Raw genomic sequence first — 15,579 nt, 5'->3', positions numbered from 1 at the left:
ATGAGCGGTATTTTTTTATTAATCGTTATTACTAACGTTTATTCAGCGACATCTTCATCTGATGTTTGAGTCGGTCCCAAGTCAACAACTTGGTTATCAATCAGGCGGACTTTACCTAATTGAGATGACATCAAGATCACTGCTTGCTGAGTTCCTTCGGTTACAGGCAGTAAGGTGACTGCATCACGAATGAAACATTTATCAGGCTGTAAACCTGCCGCACGTAATTGATCATTGGCATCGATTACAAGCTCGTCATAATCAGTGCGACCACCACGCATTTGGCTACTGACCCAACGCATAGTACGGGCAAGTACTGGCGCTCGTTGACGTTCATCAACGGTTAGTTTGCCATTGCGCGAGCTCATGGCTAAACCGTCCATTTCACGTACTGTAGGTACACCAACAATTTTGATATCAAGCTCAAGGTCGATAACCATTTGACGAATAAGCGCCAATTGTTGGAAGTCTTTTTCACCAAAGCAGGCTACATCTGGCTGAACAATATTAAAAAGTTTATTAACTATGGTTGCTACACCACGAAAATGACCAGGACGTAATTCGCCTTCTAAGATGCTAGATAGGACTGGCACTTCAACAAATGTTTGATTGTCTAAGCCGGCAGGGTACATCACCTCTGGCGTTGGTGTGAATACCACATCAACCATATTTTGTTGACTTAGTTTTGCAATATCTTGCTCTAACGTACGTGGGTACGTTTGTAGATCTTCTGCCTTATCAAACTGCATTGGATTAACAAAGATACTAGCAACAACAACATCGGCATGTTTACGTGCTTTACGCATTAGCGTTAAGTGGCCTTCATGCAAATTACCCATTGTTGGAACAAAAGCGATACGGCGACCCTCACGGCGCCAGGTACGAATTTGCTCTCTTAGTGGGGCAATCTCGGCGAATGTTTGCATCTTTTATTCCTTATTCAAAGGTATGTTGAGAGCCTGGAAATTCACCTGTCTCAACATCTTTAATATATTTAGTGACAGCCGCACGCATGTCGCCAGTTTCTGCGAGGAAGTTTTTCGAGAACTTCGGCATATAATTGGCAGAAATACCGAACATATCGTGCATAACTAGAATTTGACCATCGGTACTGTTACCTGCACCAATACCAATCACAGGGATCTCTACTGCTTTGGTAATGCGCTCAGCAAGGCTAGCTGGTACACATTCAAGAACAATGATCTGTGCGCCTGCATTTTTTAATAGGATAGCGTCTTTAACCATTTCATCGGCTTTGTCGAGATCACGGCCTTGTACTTTGTATCCACCAAAAATATTGACTGATTGTGGTGTTAAACCGAGGTGAGCACAAACAGGGACGGCACGTTCAGCTAGCATAGAAATGGTATCTGCTAACCATGCACCGCCTTCTAGTTTGACCATATTAGCGCCAGCACGCATTAGCTTTGCTGCATTTTCACAAGCTTGTTCTGGCGTTGCATAACTCATAAATGGCATATCAGCCATCAGTAATGCATTGGGGCTACCCGCACGAACACTACGCGTGTGGTAAGCGATTTCTTCTACAGTAACAGGAAGCGTATCTTCACGGCCTTGTAAAACCATGCCAAGAGAATCACCAACCAGTAATACTGGCATTTCCTGCTGCTCAAATAATTGAGCAAAACTTGCATCGTATGCAGTGACTGATGCGAACTTACGACCTTCTTGCTTCCATTTCATGAGATCGTTGATAGTAATTTTCTTCATAGCTTTTCCTCGCCCTGATAGATTTTTATTTTTGCCAGATAGCTAAGCCATTTAGGTCTACCTGATCCAATAGAGTGGATAAAGGGGTGTTGTCAGGTAGGGTTAACTTAGGGCTTATCTCAGCTAACGGGTAGAGTACAAATTCTCGTACTTTCATACCGTAATGTGGAACGGTTAAACGTTCACAGTGGTGCATGAGATCACCGTATAACAGAATGTCGAGATCCAAGGTTCTTGGCCCCCAACGTTCATTTTTACGTACTCGACCATGTTCAAGTTCAATGGCTTGGGTTTGATCAAGTAATGCGAGCGGCGCTAAATCGGTATCGATTGCTACCACGGCATTGATATAATCGGGTTGGTTCTGCGGTCCCATCGGTGTACTGCTATATAGGGATGAGACAGCAATGACCGTCATATCGGGATGTGCGTGTAACGCATCAATGGCGCTATTAGCTTGGGCGATAGGATCGCCCAAGTTACTGCCTATTGCGATATAAGCTCGGATCATGATGATTTCGGCTGTGGCTTTTTACGGCGTTGCTGCGGACGGCGACGACGTGGGCGACGACTGCCACTTTCATTCAGGTTTAGCACCATTTTACCGCGTTGGTTGCGATCCACGTTTTGGAATTCACTCCACCATTGCGCTAACTCTTTAACATCATGACCTTCAAATAGGGCACGCATTTCTAAGAAGTCGTAAGCGGCACGGAATTTAGGATGTTCCATGGTTTTAAACGCACGCTTGCCACTGCGACGAGCAAAACGTAATTGCTGTTGCCAAATATCGCGAACTGTCGTGGTATGGCGGCGTGGGATCGCAATCGTACGAACTTGATCATCAAGAATATCGTTACTAGCCACCATAAAGGCGTCGTAGAACGATAAACCACTGGCAAAAGACACTTCTTCTGCTCGGATCATCATTGGATACCAGAGCATTGCCGCATAGATAAAGGCAGGGTTTACGCGTTTATCTTCTGCAATACGCTTATCGGTAGATGCCAAGATGTGCTCAATCATCTTCTCTGTTTGGCTGCTGTTATCTTCAGTAAAGTGCTCGGCCAAAATAGGGAAAAGTTGTTGGAACAGGTTGTATTCGCGTAGCATACGGTAGGTTTCTAAACCTTGCCCTGATTGCAGCAGTTTGAGGCTTTCTTCGAACAAACGTGCCGATGGAATATCTAGCATGAGTGGCGCAAGATCTTTGATCGGTGCTGCCGTTGCAGGATCTATTTCCATGTCTAGTTTCACCGCGAAACGTACTGCGCGTAGCATACGTACAGGATCTTCACGGTAACGGGTTTCAGGATCACCCATTAAGCGAACAATACGATTGTTAAGATCGTGAACACCGTTGGCGTAATCGGTCACCGTAAAATCTTTCACACTGTAATAAAGTGCGTTGATGGTGAAATCACGACGCTCTGCATCTTCTTCGATCGTGCCGTAGACGTTGTCACGAAGTAACATACCTTCTTGGCTACGCGACGAGATTTGCGGTTTTTGTTTGCTATCTTTTGGTGTCGTCGTTTGTACTGGCGCGTCGGAATGGTGTCCGCGGAATGTTGCCACTTCAATAATGTCACGACCAAATAGGATATGGGCAAGACGAAAACGACGACCAATTAAGCGACAGTTACGAAATAGCTTTTTAATGTCTTCTGGTGTTGCATTGGTTGCAATATCGAAGTCTTTAGGTTGTTTGTCTAGTAGTAAATCACGTACGCCGCCACCTACTAAGTAAGCGTCGTAACCGGCTTTGTTTAGACGATATAGTACTTTCAGCGCATTTTCGCTGATATCTTTACGTGAAATGCTGTGCTCTTGGCGTTGGTAAACTTGCAAAGTTTGTTCCTCTGGAACGCGAGTACTACTGTCGCGATTCAATACTTTACGGCAAAAGCTGGCTACTCGATTAAAGATAATACACCCCATTATGTGCATCTGGTTCAACAAACAGCCGTATATAATATATCACGGCAGACTATTTTAGAATGCTAGTGTGATAGCGGTGGTTTTTGGTAGCTTATCGAGCTGCCAATGTTCAACGCCCCACAATAAAATTTCTTCTACAGTTAGTTCAGCAAGTTCTGCTGGCGGCGCAAGGCCTAAAAATTGTAGCGCTGCAACTAAAGCCGGGCGAGGATTGTTTTTATCAATCGCTGGCGCATGGTTTTGTTTTGACAATTTATTGCCATTTTCCGTTACAGCGAGCGGTAAGTGTAAATAGCTTACAGGGGAATGACCAAGTTGTTGGTATAAGCCGATTTGACGTCCCGTAGGTTCAATTAAATCAGCACCACGAACAACTTCAGTGATCCCTTGTTCGATATCATCAAGCACAACCGCAAGATTATAAGCAAATAACCCGTCTCGACGTCGAATGATAAAATCCTCTCCCGCAACAGTCGTTGGTAGGGCGATTTGACCATGTAATTGATCATCGAAAAGAGTGATAGGTTTGTCCACTTTTAAACGAACAGCACTGTCTTTAGGCTGTTGATTGAGGTTACGACAGGTACCTGGGTAAAAACCGCCAGCTTCTTTGATTGCTTTACGACTACATTGACAATAATAAGCATCGCCTTGGGCTAACCATTGGTCGATTTGACTTTGGTATGCATCATGACGTTGGCTTTGATACATAATTCCACCGTCCCACGTAAAGCCATAAGCTTCAAGAGTACGAAGGATATCATCTGCAGCACCTGGCATTTCTCGTGGTGGGTCGAGATCTTCCATTCTGACAATCCAGCGCCCTTGGTGTGACTTGGCTTGCAAGTAGCTACCGAGTGCGGCTATCAATGATCCGAAATGAAGTGGCCCTGATGGTGATGGCGCAAAGCGTCCTATATATTGTGTCGTCTGTGTCATAAATTATGAACAATAAAGCAGCCTAGACCTGATTAGGTGACTAGGCTCGGCGTTAAAATATGTTGACCAGAGCTAGGGGATACTGCTGCAAGGCAACCCTCCAAACTGAATAAGATTCTTTACGCAGAACCTTATTCAGTTTGGTGCGAGCTAATCTTAAGCTCAATTGAGCGTGATTAGAGCGCAAGCAATGATCAACATGGATAAGTCGCGCTAATAATAGCGCGACACAAATTAAATCGCACGCTAGTGTAAACGAAAGAGGGAGCTTTCGCTCCCTCTAAAATTAGGCATTAACGCAGGCGACGTAATTAGCCAGCCATTTGCTTTTCTTTGATTTCTGCAAGTGTCTTACAGTCAATGCAAAGTTCTGCTGTTGGGCGAGCTTCTAAACGACGAATACCGATCTCGATACCGCAAGAGTCACAGAAGCCGAAATCATCTTCTTCAATGCGCTTTAGGGTTTTTTCGATTTTTTTAATCAGTTTACGTTCACGGTCACGGTTACGTAATTCAAGGCTGAATTCTTCTTCCTGAGCTGCACGATCGACAGGATCTGGGAAGTTAGCGGCCTCGTCTTGCATATGGTTTACTGTACGATCAACTTCTTCACGAAGCTGATTACGCCATGCTGAAAGAATCTTATGGAAGTGATCGCGTTGAGCTTCACCCATATACTCTTCACCAGCTTTTTCCTGGTAAGGTTCAACCCCAGCAATAGCCAGGATGCCTAGTGATTTTTTAACGTTGCTCTCTGGCATATAGCATCTCCTAATGTACCTAATAACCGTCACTGGTTAATTTTGGGCGGTATCTATAGCAGAAAGGGTTGGCTGTGGCAATTAATGTCTTTCTTCAATTCTATACCAATGTGAAGAAACCATCATTTTTCAGTTTGAATGACGAAATTCTATACAATTAGTCAGCTTGATTTGCTCTTTATTGAGCTCTGCTTTGTAGCAAAGAACCTCAACACCAGCCTTCACTGCTTGCGTTAATAGCTGAGCGTATATTGGATCAATATGATCAGCTACTGATACGTTATCAATTCCCGAATGTAATACTGCAAATAAAAGCACCGCTCTGTTGCCTTGATCGACCATCTCCATTAACTCTCTAAGGTGTTTTTGGCCTCGAGTGGTTACGGCATCAGGAAAATAACCTTGTCTATCTTTCCCTAATAAGGTGACGCTTTTTACTTCAATATAGCAGGGTGGTCGACTTTCTGACTCAAGTAATAAATCAATGCGACTATTTTCAGTGCCATATTTAACTTCAGCTCGCAGTGATGTGTAACCTGTTAGTTCATCAATTACGTCATTTTTAATGGCTTCTTCCACTAATCGATTGGCTTGAGCTGTGTTTACACAAATCCAATCATTACTCAGTGTTTGAGTGAGCTCCCAACTATTGGGGTATTTACGTTTTGGATTATCAGAGGTGGAATACCAAACGGTACTGCCAGGTTCGGCACAACCGGTCATGGCACCTGTATTAGCGCAATGGATAGTGCGAATGTCATTATTATCAAGTTCAATATCGGCTAAAAAACGCTTATAACGTTTGATCAGTTTGGCCGCTTGTAAAGGTTGCGCAAATTTCATAGTTCTCTCAGTGGCTGATTATTGTTTTTCGTTGTAGGTTACCTTTTCGCTACAATGGCAATTAAAGGCATGGCATTAGCCGATAAATTCGATCATGACATAAGGTACTCAGCTTGTCACAACTCCCAATAGTAGACGTATTACCCAATTTATTATCAGTACTGACATCTTCATCTCAACTGATTTTAAAAGCGCCACCGGGGGCAGGTAAGTCGACATTTCTACCGCTTTCATTATTACAACAAAATATGTTTACCGGACGTATCGTAATGTTAGAGCCAAGACGATTAGCTGCAAGAAATATTGCGGGATATTTAGCTCGTCAGTTAGGTGAGAAAGTTGGGGAAACGGTCGGCTTACGTGTACGAGGTGAAACCAAAGTCAGTGCAAAGACCAAGCTTGAGATTGTCACCGAGGGTGTGATGACACGGATGCTGCAACAGGATCCTGAGCTGACTGGCATTGATTTACTGATCTTCGATGAATTTCATGAGCGTTCTATTCACGCCGATACCGCATTAGCGTTAGCACTCGAAGTACAGCAAGCGCTTCGCGATGATTTAAAGATTCTGGTGATGTCAGCAACCTTATCTCAGCAAGCATTGATAGCGCTATTGCCTGAGGCAAGTTATATCGAATCACAAGGACGCTGCTTCCCTGTTGAATATCGCTACGCTGGGCAAACTGAACCTAGAGATCTTATTGAAAAAATGGCACAAGAAATATGCCAATTACTCAACACTGGATCAGGATCTATGCTGGTATTTTTACCGGGTGTCGGCGAAATTAAACGGTTAGAGCAAGCGTTACAGGATCGTGTCGACAATAAAACTATGATTTGTCCGCTCTATGGTCAATTGAGTATTGAACAGCAGCAACAAGCGATCAGTACGCCAATCAATGGGCAACGTAAAGTGGTGTTGGCGACGAATATTGCTGAAACCAGTTTAACCATTGAAGGTATTCGATTAGTGGTTGATAGCGGGTTAGAGCGTATCGCACAGTGGGATCCAAAATCAGGTATTAGCCGCTTACAGCAAGTACGTATTGCACAATCATCTGCAGAGCAACGAGCAGGACGAGCTGGACGTTTATCGGCGGGTATTTGTCTGCGAATGTACAGTGAAGAGCAACTAAAGCGTCAACCAGCAACCCCGCAGCCTGAAATTTTACGTAGCGATTTAACCTCATTGGCAATGGAATTAGTGCAGTGGGGTTGTCACGATCCCGCTGAATTACAATGGCTTGATATTCCTCCCGCAATCGCATTGCAACAATCTCGTGAATTATTGGTACAACTCGGCGCCATAGATACGCGAGGTCAACAAACTGAGCGAGGAAAACTGATCCAAGGTTTAGGTGCCGACCCTCGTCATGCCGCGATTCTAGCCTTTGCCCTTGAACGCTACCGAGCGCAACAGGATGAGACAATATTGTCGACAGCAGCCATGCTTGTGGCGTTATTAGAAGATCCGCCGCGAGGGATGGACAATCCGGATCTCGGTTTTCAATTACATTTATTGGAAAGTCAAAAGCTTGCTAAAGCAGGGCATTACTGCCAGCGGGCGAAACAAACCCGACAAAAACTTTATCAACACCTTGATGACAAACCTAAGAGCACGTCATTAATAGTGAATAACCTATGGTTAGGTGCATTGTTAGCAGCAGGTTTTCCTGATCGTATTGCGATGACACGTAACTATGATGGACGTTATCAGTTGGCAAACGGCCAAGGTGTGATACTCGATGTTGATCAAAATTTAGCATCTGAACATACCTTGGTGGTGGCGGATGTAGTGAAAACACGGCAAGGTGACAGTCGAGTATTTTCTGCTGTGTCTGCTGATTTAGCCCAATTACAACTGATGCACCCTCAGTTATTTACCAAGAAAGACTGGCTGGATTGGGATGATAAAAAAGGGCGCTTAAGTGCTGAGCATCGGATCTATTGTGGCAAACTCATCGTTAGTCGAGATATTGCTGCCGATCCTGATCCCGCGCTTACCAGTGAAGCGTTGGTTAATGCAATAAAACGCAAAGGGTTATCGGTATTAACGTGGACAGATAAAGCCTCTTCATTGCTGACACGTGCACGTTGTGCTGCTCGCTGGTTACCTGAACTTGAGCTTCCTGCATTAGATGAAACAGATTTACTTGAAGCGGCTGATCGTTGGTTACTGCCTTATATGAATGGGATCAAAACCATGAAAGGTGTCGCTAAGTTAGATGTAGTTAGCGCATTAGAAGCGTATTTAGGTTGGGATAAAAAGCAACAAGTCGATTTGCTACTGCCTACGCATTATCAAGTACCAACAGGGACGACGATAAAGATCCGATATCATGAGCAACAGCAACCCGTGCTTGCGGTGAAGTTACAAGAAATGTTTGGTGAAAAAGTGTCGCCTTGTATTGCTAATGGCAAAGTGGCATTGGTATTGGAATTATTGTCTCCCGCACAAAGGCCACTGCAAATTACCCAAGACTTAGCTGCTTTTTGGCAGGGCTCTTATAAGGAAGTACAAAAGGAAATGAAAGGTCGATACCCTAAACACCCATGGCCGGACGATCCTGCTAATCATGTACCTACACGTAAAACCAAAAAGTATATCTAGCAATAGACCTGTATATATAATCAGGTATAGTGTTCATTATTAGCCATAATCACGTTTTTAGGAGCAATGGTTGTTGCTCCTATTTTAAGATAGGAATGACCTTAGTTGATGCATTATGATTAAGTTGCCTCTTCATTTTCAGTCAAGAAAGCATGTTGCACCGCCCAAAGACAGTGGTGGAAAAAAGCCGACGACACCACGAAAGAAAACCCCAGTAAAACCTACAGCAAAAAAGCCCACTAAACGTACTCCTGCTGCGAGTGCGACTAAAAAGGCGCCGGCTAAAAGAACAGCCAAGAAAAAAACAAAAAAATCGGTTAAAACAGATCGTCCCTGGTTACGTAAACTGGGGTGGCTGAGCTTTAAAATCGGCTTAGTGGTTGTTGCCGCAATGCTGGTGATAGGGATTTACCTTGATACGATTGTACGTAATAAAATGGATGGTCAAATATGGGATTTACCGTCTGTTGTTTATGGTCGAGTATTAACACTTCGCCCAGATCAACATATCAGTATTATGGATGTGCGCCGTGAATTGGATTTATTGAAATACCACAAAGTGCACACGCCAACCCGTATTGGGGAATACTCTGCTTCATCAACTCGCATTGAATTGATCCGACGTCCGTTTGATTTTCCTGAAGGAGCTGAGAAAAAACAGCATGTGTTACTGACGTTTTCGGGCACTACGTTAACAAGTATTAAAGATCTCATCACCAAGCGTTCGTTAGGCTATTTCAACATTGAACCTAAAATGTTAGGCATGTTGGGCCTTTCAGGCAATGAGCAGCGTATTTTTATGAAGCGCGATGAGTTTCCACCACTCTTAATTGATGCATTGCTCGCAACAGAAGATAGAGATTTCTATCAGCATGATGGTGTATCACCATTGGCGATCATTCGTGCCATGTTCGTGAACTTACGTGCAGGTCGAACGGTACAAGGAGGCAGTACCTTAACTCAGCAGCTCGCGAAGAACTTATTTCTAAGTCGTGAACGTAGCCTATGGCGTAAAGTTCGTGAGGCCTATATTGCAGTTATTATTGATTATCGCTATAGCAAAGATCGGATATTAGAAGCTTACCTTAACGAGATCTATCTTGGTCAAAATGGCGGTAAAGAAGTTCATGGTTTCCCATTAGCAGCAAGATTGTATTTTGGTCGTCCATTAGAAGAGCTCACATCAGCACAGTTAGCCATGCTGGTGGGCATGGTGAAAGGGCCTTCTCAGTTTAACCCTTGGCGACATCCAGAGCGTACGCTAGAGCGTCGTGATTTAGTCCTTAGCTTATTGCTGAAAAATAACACCCTTACTGGAGCTGAATATGAAGCTGCGGCTTCAAGCCCATTAGGGGTACAAAAGACACCGAAGATCGCGAGTCGACAGCCTGCTTATTTCCAGCAGCTACAACGTGAATTAGAGCGTGATGTCGGTGATATTTACAAGTCAGGTAAAGGGCTACGTATCTTTAGTACCTTAGACCCATTATCACAGCAATCAGCAGAGCAAAGTGTTGCCGCAATGGTGCCAAAGCTGAATAAAAAAGCAGGGCTTAAAGTCGAAACAGCAATGGTGGTTGTTGATCGCCTAAGCGGAGAAGTACGTGCTATTGTCGGTGGTAGTCGCCCAGGTTATGCAGGCTTTAACCGTGCGTTAGATGCCAGTCGTCAAATAGGTTCATTAGCCAAGCCTGCGGTGTATTTAACGGCATTGAGTGAGCCTAATAAGTTCAATCTAGCAACCAGCTTGGATGATAAGTCGATTGTATTACGTGGTAGCAAAGGTACTACATGGCGTCCACGAAATTACGATCGTAAGTTTAGAGGGCAAGTACCACTTTATTATGCGTTAGCGAACTCATTGAATGTGCCTACCGTTAATCTGGGTTTAAAAGTTGGGCTGGGAAGTGTGATTAATACTATGAGCAAACTTGGTGTCGATCGCGATGAAATTCCTAAACTGCCATCAATTCTGCTAGGTTCATTTACCTTATCACCTTATGAGGTGGCACAAATGTTCCAGACCATCACAAGTGGTGGTCGCAGAGCAGATTTAACGGCATTGCGCGCGGTTGTTGATCAGAAAGGTAGGATTCTTTATCAAAACTACCCTAAAGCCTCTCAAGTGGTGCCAGAGCAGGCAGCATGGCTAACAACCTATGATATGAAGCGAGTCGTGAGTCAAGGTACCGCACGTTACTTACAGAGTAAATTTAGTGCCGCGAAATTGGCAGGTAAAACGGGGACCACGGATAAAAACCGTGATAGCTGGTTTGCAGGTGCTGATGGGCATGAAGTGGCGGTAGTATGGGTTGGACGTGATGACAATACGCCAGTGCGTTTAACGGGCTCTAGCGGTGCATTAAGAATTTATGCTGATTACTTAACCCGTCGTAAGCCAGCGCCATTAACGCTTCCATGGCCTAAGCAGATCACCACCATGAAGTATGATAAGCAAGCCAATGGCACATTAATACCAAACTGTAACGGAAGTGTCTCCTTGCCGGTTTGGGATAAAAATGGGCAATTAAAAGCGCAGTGTTCAAGCAATAAACCTGCCGCTTGGATCACTAATATGTTCACTGGTGGTTAACCGCGTGTATTCATCATTATAGGTAAAGCCTCGCTCATGTAGCGGGGCTTTTTTTGTCTCAAAGGGGGATGTGATTAGAAAGAGGAGATTTTCTCAAGACGAAAAAAAACCTCATCAAAGATGAGGCTTCAAAAGATGGTGCCGACTACCGGAGTCGAACTGGTGACCTACTGATTACAAGTCAGTTGCTCTACCTACTGAGCTAAGTCGGCACGTTTTGTTCTTTTTGTCATAACGTCAATAACGTTACTTTTTAATATGGTGCCTCGAGGCGGAATCGAACCACCGACACGAGGATTTTCAATCCTCTGCTCTACCGACTGAGCTATCGAGGCAGAAGTAGTGATGGTTAAGTCTCTACTTTTGCATTCTTACGTGAGTAAGAAAATAAATGGTGCCGACTACCGGAGTCGAACTGGTGACCTACTGATTACAAGTCAGTTGCTCTACCTACTGAGCTAAGTCGGCACACTTTATTTTGGCTCCTCTTGCTGGACTTGAACCAGCGACATACGGATTAACAGTCCGCCGTTCTACCAACTGAACTAAAGAGGAATTGTCTCTTTTATCTGACTTGACGTATCAAGCGAGATGAATATGGTGCCTCGAGGCGGAATCGAACCACCGACACGAGGATTTTCAATCCTCTGCTCTACCGACTGAGCTATCGAGGCAAACACAGCAATTACATTGCTATTTTTGCATTTCTTACGTGAGTAAGAGAATAAATGGTGCCGACTACCGGAGTCGAACTGGTGACCTACTGATTACAAGTCAGTTGCTCTACCTACTGAGCTAAGTCGGCACACTATATTCTTTTAATTTCCCCGCTCTGTTGAGCCAAGAAATAAATAGTGGCTCCTCCTGCTGGACTTGAACCAGCGACATACGGATTAACAGTCCGCCGTTCTACCGACTGAACTAAGGAGGAACAGATTGTGGTTGCTTTGCACCATACTTCGAAAGGGAAGCATGGTGCCTCGAGGCGGAATCGAACCACCGACACGAGGATTTTCAATCCTCTGCTCTACCGACTGAGCTATCGAGGCAACGGAGCGCATTAAAAAGGTTTTCGGTCTTTGCGTCAATGCTTTTTTTCTAAATAATTATCAACCTTGTCTTTTTTGTTCCGTTTGTTTGAAAAGTAAGCTTTTATTGGGGGCTGATACCTGTTTGAACATTAGTTTGTGAAGCAAGCAACAGAAATAATTAAAGATTATTTTGTGAAATATCGAAAGAAAAGGAGTCATTATTAAGTCTTTAACTGAAAAGATCGCATTGCTGGTAAGGCGATTAAAAAAGATCGTGGAGTAGTGATTTTGAGAGGAATTATTTTATCTAAAAATAGTATTGGAGAAGGGAGGATGAGAAAAGTTAACAAATTTAAGACGAAAAAAAACCTTGTCTTGCGACAAGGTTTCTTAACTGGCTCCTCCTGCTGGACTTGAACCAGCGACATACGGATTAACAGTCCGCCGTTCTACCAACTGAACTAAGGAGGAATTATCTTTTTTATCTTACCTGACGTATCAAGTGAGATGAATATGGTGCCTCGAGGCGGAATCGAACCACCGACACGAGGATTTTCAATCCTCTGCTCTACCGACTGAGCTATCGAGGCAAACACAGCAATTAAATTGCTATTTTTGCATTTCTTACGTGAGTAAGAGAATAAATGGTGCCGACTACCGGAGTCGAACTGGTGACCTACTGATTACAAGTCAGTTGCTCTACCTACTGAGCTAAGTCGGCACACTTTATTTTGGCTCCTCTTGCTGGACTTGAACCAGCGACATACGGATTAACAGTCCGCCGTTCTACCAACTGAACTAAAGAGGAATTGTCTCTTTTATCTGACTTGACGTATCAAGCGAGATGAATATGGTGCCTCGAGGCGGAATCGAACCACCGACACGAGGATTTTCAATCCTCTGCTCTACCGACTGAGCTATCGAGGCAAACACAGCAATTAAATTGCTATTTTTGCATTTCTTACGTGAGTAAGAGAATAAATGGTGCCGACTACCGGAGTCGAACTGGTGACCTACTGATTACAAGTCAGTTGCTCTACCTACTGAGCTAAGTCGGCACACTATATTCTTTTAATTTCCCCGCTCTGTTGAGCCAAGAAATAAATAGTGGCTCCTCCTGCTGGACTTGAACCAGCGACATACGGATTAACAGTCCGCCGTTCTACCGACTGAACTAAGGAGGAACAGATTGTGGTTGCTTTGCACCATACTTCGAAAGGGAAGTAATGGTGCCTCGAGGCGGAATCGAACCACCGACACGAGGATTTTCAATCCTCTGCTCTACCGACTGAGCTATCGAGGCAACGGAGCGCTATTAAAAGGGTTTTCAGCCTTTTCGTCAACACTTTTTTTCATAAAAAAAGATAAACAGTGTCGTTTGTTGTCTTTTTGTTCGTTGTGGTGTGATTTTGATATTCATTATTGAGATTTCATCAAGTTAAGCAAATTAAGAGATGAAATCTCAATTATAAATTTTATTTTTCTGGCGGCGTGTAACCGTCGATAATCACATCTTGACCTTCGAACAAAAACTTCACCATTTCAGTTTCTAATAACTGGCGATGTTCAGGGTTCATCATGTTGAGCTTTTTTTCGTTGATCAGCATGGTTTGCTTACCTTGCCATTCTGCCCATGCTTGCTTCGAAATATTATCAAAAATACGTTGGCCTAGTTCACCTGGGTAAAGTTGAAAGTCTAAACCTTCAGCGTCTTGTTGTAGTCGAGTACAAAAAACAGTACGACTCATGAAATATTCCTTACTGTAACTCGCTGATATACAGGCTCAGCGAAAATGAGTGATTAGTTGATAGTTATACCAGAGTCAGTGACTGGCATCTAGCATCACTGAGCGGAAATAAAAGCGGTAAAAACCGCCTTATTTTTGATGGTTTAACGAGTATGCCAAACTGTCCAAAATTTTCTGTACTGGTGCTGCTAATCCGATTTTTGGTGGATTATTAAGATCATACCATTGACCTGAAGCTTCATTGATTTCTGTAGGTTGTGATTTAAGTTCGTATAAAATCGGCACGATATCAAGATGATAATGGCTAAACGTATGACGAAAAGCAGTTAATTGACTTTGCTGTTCGATAAGTGACAGTTGTTGACCTAATTGCTTGTCCAATAGCGACGTTAAATCAGCATTGTCATGTTGAGGGAAGCACCAAAGACCACCCCAAATGCCGACCTGTGGGCGTTGTTCTAACCAAACTTTATCGTCGCACTGTAAAATAGCGAACCATGTTTGTTTTTCTGGCAAGGTTTTTTTGGGTTTTTTACCCGGAAAATCGGTTTGTCGTAATTCTTTGAGTGCAATGCATTGTGTGCTTACGGGACATAATTCACATTTAGGTTTACTACGGGTACAAATCATTGCTCCCATATCCATCATGGCTTGGTTATAGCGCTCAACGCCCTTTTCGGGCGTATTTGTTTCTGCTATTTGCCATAACGTGTTTTCAACGGTTTTCTTACCAGGCCAGCCTTCAATCGCGTAACAACGGGCAAGCGTACGTTTCACATTGCCATCTAAAATAGGGTGATGTTGAGCGAGTGAGAGTGACAGAACAGCACCAGCCGTTGAACGACCAATGCCCGGTAATGCTTGGACTTGATCGATATCTGTTGGGAAAATGCCGTTATGTTCACTAACAATTAACTGCGCTGCTTTATGGAGGTTACGTGCGCGAGCGTAATAGCCGAGCCCTGTCCATAAGTGTAAGACTTCATCTTGCTCGGCAGCCGCTAAGTCTTGCACGGTAGGGAAGCGCTCCATAAAACGTTCAAAGTAGGGGATCACGGTTGCTACTTGGGTTTGTTGTAGCATGATCTCTGAAAGCCATACTTTATATGGGGTTTTGTTTTGTTGCCAAGGTAGAGTTTTGCGGCCGAATTTGTCATACCACGCTAAAATGGCATCGGAAAATGTCGTACTCAATGTTGTGCTCACTTTACAGTTTATAGCTACTTATCTTTTATACTGCGCAAAAGGATATGGCATTTGCCAATGAAGAATAGCTATCGAGTTATTTTTGCTACACAGTGAAAATTGGTGTCCGCTAGTGCAATCACTTATACTGCAAACAGAAGTGCAACGTTATTTATTGTCTATTATGGGCAAGAT

11 protein-coding genes and 16 tRNA genes are annotated in these 15,579 nt (G+C 43.7%); 2 read left to right on the top strand and 25 right to left on the bottom strand.

Going from position 1 to position 15,579, the window contains the following annotated elements:
* Window positions 1-38 precede the first annotated feature (38 nt).
* From panC to sfsA, 7 genes are all read right to left on the bottom strand, one after another.
* Entirely contained in the window at window positions 39-926 is an 888-nt protein-coding gene (panC, locus tag C9J42_RS10590; RefSeq protein WP_107206581.1) for a pantoate--beta-alanine ligase, read from the bottom strand.
* A 10-nt stretch (window positions 927-936) separates the two neighbouring features.
* Complete coding sequence (panB, locus tag C9J42_RS10585; RefSeq protein ID WP_107206582.1) at window positions 937-1,731, bottom strand: 3-methyl-2-oxobutanoate hydroxymethyltransferase; 795 nt, start codon at window positions 1,729-1,731, stop codon at window positions 937-939.
* A gap of 25 nt (window positions 1,732-1,756) precedes the next feature.
* Window positions 1,757-2,242, bottom strand: a complete 486-nt coding sequence (gene folK, locus C9J42_RS10580) for a 2-amino-4-hydroxy-6-hydroxymethyldihydropteridine diphosphokinase (protein ID WP_107206583.1) — start codon at window positions 2,240-2,242, stop codon at window positions 1,757-1,759.
* Window positions 2,239-3,672, bottom strand: a complete 1,434-nt coding sequence (gene pcnB, locus C9J42_RS10575; protein WP_255418453.1) for a polynucleotide adenylyltransferase PcnB — start codon at window positions 3,670-3,672, stop codon at window positions 2,239-2,241. The genes folK and pcnB overlap by 4 nt, the downstream gene beginning before the upstream one ends.
* Window positions 3,673-3,726: 54 nt before the next feature.
* Window positions 3,727-4,611 (bottom strand): tRNA glutamyl-Q(34) synthetase GluQRS, encoded by an 885-nt coding sequence (gene gluQRS / locus C9J42_RS10570; RefSeq protein WP_107287284.1) that lies wholly within the window; start codon window positions 4,609-4,611, stop codon window positions 3,727-3,729.
* A 311-nt stretch (window positions 4,612-4,922) separates the two neighbouring features.
* Window positions 4,923-5,372 (bottom strand): RNA polymerase-binding protein DksA, encoded by a 450-nt coding sequence (dksA, locus tag C9J42_RS10565; RefSeq protein ID WP_006647288.1) that lies wholly within the window; start codon window positions 5,370-5,372, stop codon window positions 4,923-4,925.
* A 129-nt stretch (window positions 5,373-5,501) separates the two neighbouring features.
* A complete protein-coding gene (gene sfsA / locus C9J42_RS10560; RefSeq protein WP_107206586.1) occupies window positions 5,502-6,215 on the bottom strand; it encodes a DNA/RNA nuclease SfsA in 714 nt (237 codons plus the stop codon).
* A 113-nt stretch (window positions 6,216-6,328) separates the two neighbouring features.
* On the opposite strand from sfsA, the gene hrpB reads away from it, so the two are divergent.
* Together hrpB and mrcB are read left to right on the top strand one after the other, a co-directional pair.
* The gene (hrpB, locus tag C9J42_RS10555; protein WP_107301988.1) at window positions 6,329-8,827 is read left to right on the top strand and encodes an ATP-dependent helicase HrpB; all 2,499 of its coding nucleotides are present in this window, start codon (window positions 6,329-6,331) and stop codon (window positions 8,825-8,827) included.
* A gap of 115 nt (window positions 8,828-8,942) precedes the next feature.
* The gene (gene mrcB / locus C9J42_RS10550) at window positions 8,943-11,420 is read left to right on the top strand and encodes a penicillin-binding protein 1B (RefSeq protein ID WP_107206588.1); all 2,478 of its coding nucleotides are present in this window, start codon (window positions 8,943-8,945) and stop codon (window positions 11,418-11,420) included.
* Window positions 11,421-11,556: 136 nt separating this feature from the next.
* On the opposite strand, the gene C9J42_RS10545 is transcribed toward mrcB, so the two are convergent.
* The 18 genes from C9J42_RS10545 to mutY all read right to left on the bottom strand — a co-directional run bounded on the left by C9J42_RS10545 (window position 11,557) and on the right by mutY (window position 15,393).
* Window positions 11,557-11,632: transfer RNA gene (locus C9J42_RS10545), tRNA-Thr, on the bottom strand.
* 47 nt (window positions 11,633-11,679) lie between these two features.
* Window positions 11,680-11,755 (bottom strand) — tRNA-Phe (locus C9J42_RS10540).
* Window positions 11,756-11,812: 57 nt separating this feature from the next.
* Window positions 11,813-11,888: transfer RNA gene (locus tag C9J42_RS10535), tRNA-Thr, on the bottom strand.
* 11 nt (window positions 11,889-11,899) lie between these two features.
* Window positions 11,900-11,975 (bottom strand) — tRNA-Asn (locus tag C9J42_RS10530).
* Window positions 11,976-12,018: 43 nt separating this feature from the next.
* Window positions 12,019-12,094 (bottom strand) — tRNA-Phe (locus C9J42_RS10525).
* Window positions 12,095-12,149: 55 nt separating this feature from the next.
* Window positions 12,150-12,225 (bottom strand) — tRNA-Thr (locus C9J42_RS10520).
* A gap of 50 nt (window positions 12,226-12,275) precedes the next feature.
* Window positions 12,276-12,351: transfer RNA gene (locus C9J42_RS10515), tRNA-Asn, on the bottom strand.
* A gap of 42 nt (window positions 12,352-12,393) precedes the next feature.
* A tRNA-Phe gene (locus C9J42_RS10510) sits at window positions 12,394-12,469 on the bottom strand.
* A gap of 377 nt (window positions 12,470-12,846) precedes the next feature.
* Window positions 12,847-12,922: transfer RNA gene (locus C9J42_RS10505), tRNA-Asn, on the bottom strand.
* Window positions 12,923-12,965: 43 nt separating this feature from the next.
* A tRNA-Phe gene (locus tag C9J42_RS10500) sits at window positions 12,966-13,041 on the bottom strand.
* 55 nt (window positions 13,042-13,096) lie between these two features.
* Window positions 13,097-13,172 (bottom strand) — tRNA-Thr (locus tag C9J42_RS10495).
* 11 nt (window positions 13,173-13,183) lie between these two features.
* Window positions 13,184-13,259: transfer RNA gene (locus tag C9J42_RS10490), tRNA-Asn, on the bottom strand.
* 43 nt (window positions 13,260-13,302) lie between these two features.
* A tRNA-Phe gene (locus C9J42_RS10485) sits at window positions 13,303-13,378 on the bottom strand.
* A gap of 55 nt (window positions 13,379-13,433) precedes the next feature.
* Window positions 13,434-13,509, bottom strand: a tRNA-Thr gene (locus C9J42_RS10480).
* Between the two features lie 50 nt (window positions 13,510-13,559).
* Window positions 13,560-13,635: transfer RNA gene (locus C9J42_RS10475), tRNA-Asn, on the bottom strand.
* A 43-nt stretch (window positions 13,636-13,678) separates the two neighbouring features.
* Window positions 13,679-13,754, bottom strand: a tRNA-Phe gene (locus tag C9J42_RS10470).
* 172 nt (window positions 13,755-13,926) lie between these two features.
* Window positions 13,927-14,199 carry an oxidative damage protection protein gene (locus C9J42_RS10465; RefSeq protein ID WP_006647282.1) on the bottom strand — a complete coding sequence of 91 codons (273 nt, stop codon included), beginning with the start codon at window positions 14,197-14,199 and terminating at the stop codon, window positions 13,927-13,929.
* Between the two features lie 129 nt (window positions 14,200-14,328).
* Window positions 14,329-15,393, bottom strand: a complete 1,065-nt coding sequence (gene mutY, locus C9J42_RS10460) for an A/G-specific adenine glycosylase (protein ID WP_107290682.1) — start codon at window positions 15,391-15,393, stop codon at window positions 14,329-14,331.
* Window positions 15,394-15,579 lie beyond the last annotated feature (186 nt).

The sequence above is a fragment of the Photobacterium sp. GB-56 genome (assembly GCF_003026105.1).
Taxonomy (GTDB): Bacteria; Pseudomonadota; Gammaproteobacteria; order Enterobacterales; family Vibrionaceae; genus Photobacterium.
This window is presented reverse-complemented; position numbering and strand designations above follow the sequence as displayed.